The 4660-nt window shown below is 37.0% G+C and carries 3 protein-coding genes and 2 pseudogenes; all 5 read left to right on the forward strand.

The window, feature by feature from the left end; genetic code table 11:
- Positions 1-449 (forward strand): annotated as a pseudogene (gene secF / locus M0Q17_RS10650) (protein translocase subunit SecF); the annotation flags it as partial.
- Positions 450-830: 381 nt separating this feature from the next.
- The gene (locus M0Q17_RS10655; protein WP_295086683.1) at positions 831-1169 is read left to right on the forward strand and encodes a DUF6394 family protein; all 339 of its coding nucleotides are present in this window, start codon (positions 831-833) and stop codon (positions 1167-1169) included.
- A 9-nt stretch (positions 1170-1178) separates the two neighbouring features.
- Positions 1179-3629, forward strand: coding sequence for a leucine--tRNA ligase (gene leuS / locus M0Q17_RS10660; protein WP_295086684.1), 2451 nt, complete (start codon positions 1179-1181; stop codon positions 3627-3629).
- 2 nt (positions 3630-3631) lie between these two features.
- Complete coding sequence (gene lptE / locus M0Q17_RS10665; protein WP_295086686.1) at positions 3632-4162, forward strand: LPS assembly lipoprotein LptE; 531 nt, start codon at positions 3632-3634, stop codon at positions 4160-4162.
- Positions 4163-4164: 2 nt separating this feature from the next.
- A pseudogene (locus tag M0Q17_RS10670) lies at positions 4165-4660 on the forward strand (GGDEF domain-containing protein); the annotation flags it as partial.

Here is a 4660-nt window from a genome sequence, read left to right on the forward strand (position 1 = left end):
CTCTTGGGGCGATAGCTCTTGTTGGGTTAGAGACAAATCTTGATGTCTTAGCCGCACTTCTTACGATTCTTGGATATTCGCTTAATGATACTATTATTATATTTGACAGAATCCGTGAGAGTGTTGTAAAAGGTAAGGATGTTGAGTTTGTTGAAATTATTAATGACTCTATCACAAGAACTCTGGGTAGAACAACACTCACTTCGCTTACAACTCTCTTGGTTGTATTTACGCTCTTTATGTTCGGCGGTGAGATAATTCATGCTTTTGCATTTACTCTTTTAGTGGGAATTGTTGTAGGAACTTATTCATCAATCTTTGTTGCTTCTCCGACTCTTCTTCTTTTTGGCTTTGATGTCAAAAACTATCATGTAAAACTTGCTGAGAAGACAAAGAGAGAAGCGGAAAAAGAGAGAATGAGAGCTCAGTATGAATCTGGGATTATGTAAAAAAAATTAAAAATTCTCTTTCTATATTATTCCGGCTTTTTGCCGGATAAGTTTCCTTAAAAGTCTTTGTTCTTATGTTAACCCAATAGAGGATACAATATTCAAAAAGGAGCTCATCATGAGCAATATTACATTGTCTGTATTTTTTCTATTTGTTGCTTTTTGGATATATTCAATAATCTCTGTTTATAGAGCTAAGTTTAAAGATGATAAACAGAAAATATTTTGGCAAATAGGTATTGTTTTTGTTCCGCCTTTAGCATTCTTTTATTTTTTTATGAAAAAAAACTTGATTCTAAAATAGGCTATATATAGAGTTCAGTGGCTACTTAAGATATTTTTTGTATAATCTTGTCAATTAATTTAAGCAGAGGTGTTTGTATGGATTGGGGCAAAGTTATATATGTGTTTTTTTCATTGATGAGTTTAACATCAATAGCAGGTTTTTTATATGAGCATAGTGCAGTAGCACTTTTTGTCGCAGGTAGCTTAAATCTAGTTTCCACATTTTTAAAAATCGGTGTTAGAAACCTCCTCTCCGCAGAACTTTTAGCCTCCTCCTTAGTAGCCGACTTGCATCTTATCCCGGCTTTTATCTACCTTGAAGTTGTCGGAAATTTAGAGTGGGCAATCGCTCTAGCAATTGGAGCTTTAATTGCAAATGTATTCTCTATGGGACTTGTCTATATAGAGAGCTCAAAAAATCGCGATGAATACTAGGAGAAATTTTTGCAATACAGTTCAAAAGAGTTAGAGAAGAGTTGGCAAGAGTATTGGGCTAAAAATAGAAGTTTTGAGCCAAGTGAAGATTTCAGCAAAGATAAAAAATATATCTTAAGTATGTTCCCTTTTCCAAGCGGAAGACTTCATATGGGGCACGTAAGAAACTACACGCTCAGTGATTCTTTTGCAAGATACTACCGTCAGCAAGGCTTTAATGTTCTTCATCCGATAGGCTTTGACAGCTTTGGGATGCCCGCAGAAAATGCTGCTATAAAAAACGGCTCACATCCTAAAAAATGGACTTATGACAATATTGACTACATGAAGGGAGAATTTAAGTCGCTTGGATTTTCATTCTCAAAAGAGCGCGAACTTGCAACAAGTGATGAGCTCTACACAAAGTTTGAGCAGGGTTTTATCATCGACATGTATGAAAAAGGACTTCTTTATCGTAAAAAAGGGTTTTTAAACTGGTGTCCTAGTTGTCATACAGTTTTAGCAAATGAGCAGGTTATTGACGGTTCATGCTGGAGATGTGACACTCAAGTAGTTAAAAAAGATATGAATCAGTACTACTTCAAAATTACAGAGTATGCCGATGAGCTTTTAGAGGATTTGCATAAGCTTGAGAGTGGCTGGCCTAAGCAGGTTTTGACCATGCAGGAGAATTGGATAGGCAAATCAAACGGGTTGGAGTTTCAGCTTCGTTTTGATGATGCATCACTTGCTAAAGTAGAGAAAAGTTTTGAAGGTTTTGATGTTTTTACAACACGCCCAGATACAATTTACGGCGTAAGCTATACGGCTTTAGCACCTGAGCATGAGATAGTAACTTACATGATAGAAAATTCACTTCTTGATGAGAGCGTGATTGCAAAAATCAAGGAGATGAAAAATGCTTCCTCCATTGATAGACAAAAAACCAAAAGTGGAGTCGCACTAGGTCTTGATGTCATTCATCCTCTTACAAATAAAAAAGTGCCTGTATGGGTTGCTAACTTTGTTTTAATGGATTATGGAAGTGGTGCTGTTATGGCAGTTCCCGCACATGATGAGAGAGATTTTGACTTTGCTAAAAAGTACAATCTGCCTATAACTGCCGTAATAAAACCTCTTGGGGCAGAACTGAAAAAAGATGAAGCATATATCGAAGCGGGGGAACTTTTTAACTCCCAAATGTTCGACGGACTAAATTCCAAAGATGCGCAGGCAAAAATAATAGAGCATTTTGAAGCGCAAAGTATCGGTAAAAAAACAACCAATTATAGACTAAAAGATTGGGGGGTAAGTCGTCAGAGATACTGGGGAGCACCTATCCCTTTTGTTCACTGCGACTCTTGTGGCATAGTTATGGAGAAAAAAGAGAATCTCCCTGTTGCTCTTCCCGAGGATATCGAGATTACCGGCGAGGGAAATCCTCTTGAAAAACACCCTACTTGGAAATATTGTAAATGTCCTAAATGTGGCAAAGACGCTATTCGTGAAACAGATACTATGGATACGTTTGTAGAGTCATCTTGGTATTTTTTACGCTTTTGTGCCTCGCCTACAAACTGGAAAGAGGAAGCTTTCTCAAAAGAGCAGATAAAATACTGGATGGGGGTTGACCACTACATTGGTGGGATAGAGCATGCAATTCTTCACCTGCTTTATGCACGATTTTTTACAAAAGTTTTTCGTGATTTAGGTTACCTTGATTTTAATGAGCCTTTTGATAGACTTCTCACACAAGGCATGGTGCTAAAAGATGGTGCTAAAATGAGCAAATCCAAAGGCAATACGGTTGACCCTGATGCAATTATAGAGAAGTACGGAGCAGATACAGCAAGACTTTTCATACTTTTTGCAGCACCTCCTACGCAAGAGCTAGAGTGGAATGACAATGCTGTTGAGGGAGCTTATAAGTTTATAAAAAGGTTTTATGAGAGAAGTTTAAATGTAGATAAAATTGACACTATCCCTCTCATAGAGCATAAGTCTCTCACAAAAGAGGAGAAGTTTGCAAGAAAAAAAGTCTATGAAGCACTTGTAAGAGCCAATGATGTCTATAATGAGCGATATACTTTCAACACTATGATTGCGGGTGTTATGGAGGCTATGAATGCACTTAACCTTCAAACAAACAGAGATGTTTGGAGTGAAGGATATTGGATACTTACCTCAATCATGGAGCCGGTAATACCGCATGTTTGCTGGCAAATTTCTCATGAGCGCTTTTGCCTTAAAAACTTAACGGCACAAAAAGTGCTACAAGAGGTTTTTGTTGAAGATACTATAATGCTTGGAGTTTCTATTAACGGAAAGAGCAGATGTGAGATAGAGGTCGCACTTGATGCATCACAAGAGAGTATAATTGAAGCTGCAAAAGAAAAAGCGCAGAAGTGGCTTGAGGGCAAAAGTATTGTAAAAGAGATTTTAGTTCCAAAAAAATTAGTCAATTTGGTTGTTAAGGATTAATGTTGCAGTTTTTTTCAAATACCAAAGCTTTTTTTCTTCTCTTTTTACTTATTATTGTTTTGAGTGGGTGCGGATATAAATCAAGTGCTAAATTTTCCCGTGCTGTTATGGGGGAGCGAATAAGTACAAATGTTATTATCTCATCTATGGATCCTCAAAATACGGTAATAATCAAAGATGCAGTTGACAGGGCTATTATTGAAGTGTTTCAGGCATCTTTGGTTAGTAGGGCAGAATCTCAAACGCATCTTGAGTTAAAGATGGGCGATCCATCTTATTCGCCGGTTGTTTATGATGAGAATGGTTATGTAATAGCTTATAGAATGAGTGTTTCGCTAAACATTACAAAACATACAAACGGCGCATCAAAAAGTTATAACACTAGAGGATTTCATGATTTCTCAGTAGCACCAAATGCTATAGTTACGGATCAAGACAGATTTGAAGCTATCGGGTTTGCCGCACAAAGAGCTATTAGCTCCTTTGTTGCGCAAGTCTCTGCCGAGGGAGCTAGAGCTAAAAAGAAGGAGTAGCGATGAATATTCAAGCTATTATTAAAAAGGCCGTAAAAAGATTAGAGCTTGAGGGTAAGCTTTTAACACCTGATTTTTATGCTGATGCATTTTGCAAAGAGGCAGCAAAAGCTGGATATGTAACTGTGGACTGCTCAAAACTCGATAAATTTACACTCTCTTTAAATAAAGAGTTTCAAGATGAGTTGAAAAAATACCATATTACAAACATCTCTGAGCTTGCCCGTTTTTTAATCTCAAAACTAAACAGAACGAACCCTTCTCACTGCTCAAATATGCTTGAATCTCAAATAATTTTTACCAAAAGAGTTCTTCAGGTTATAGAAGTTCTTCACAACAAAGAGGCAACGGAATTGGCGAAGAAGAGCTTGGATTTGCTAAATAGAGAGTATTCTATTGCTGAAATGGAGCAATTTAGACAGTTGTGGGTAAATTTTATAACAACTTATGATGATACATTTTTGCAAGAACTAAGATTTCTAGGAAGTGTTTATAACG

It is taken from the genome of Sulfurimonas sp. (assembly GCF_023229105.1).
Lineage (GTDB): Bacteria > Campylobacterota > Campylobacteria > Campylobacterales > Sulfurimonadaceae > Sulfurimonas.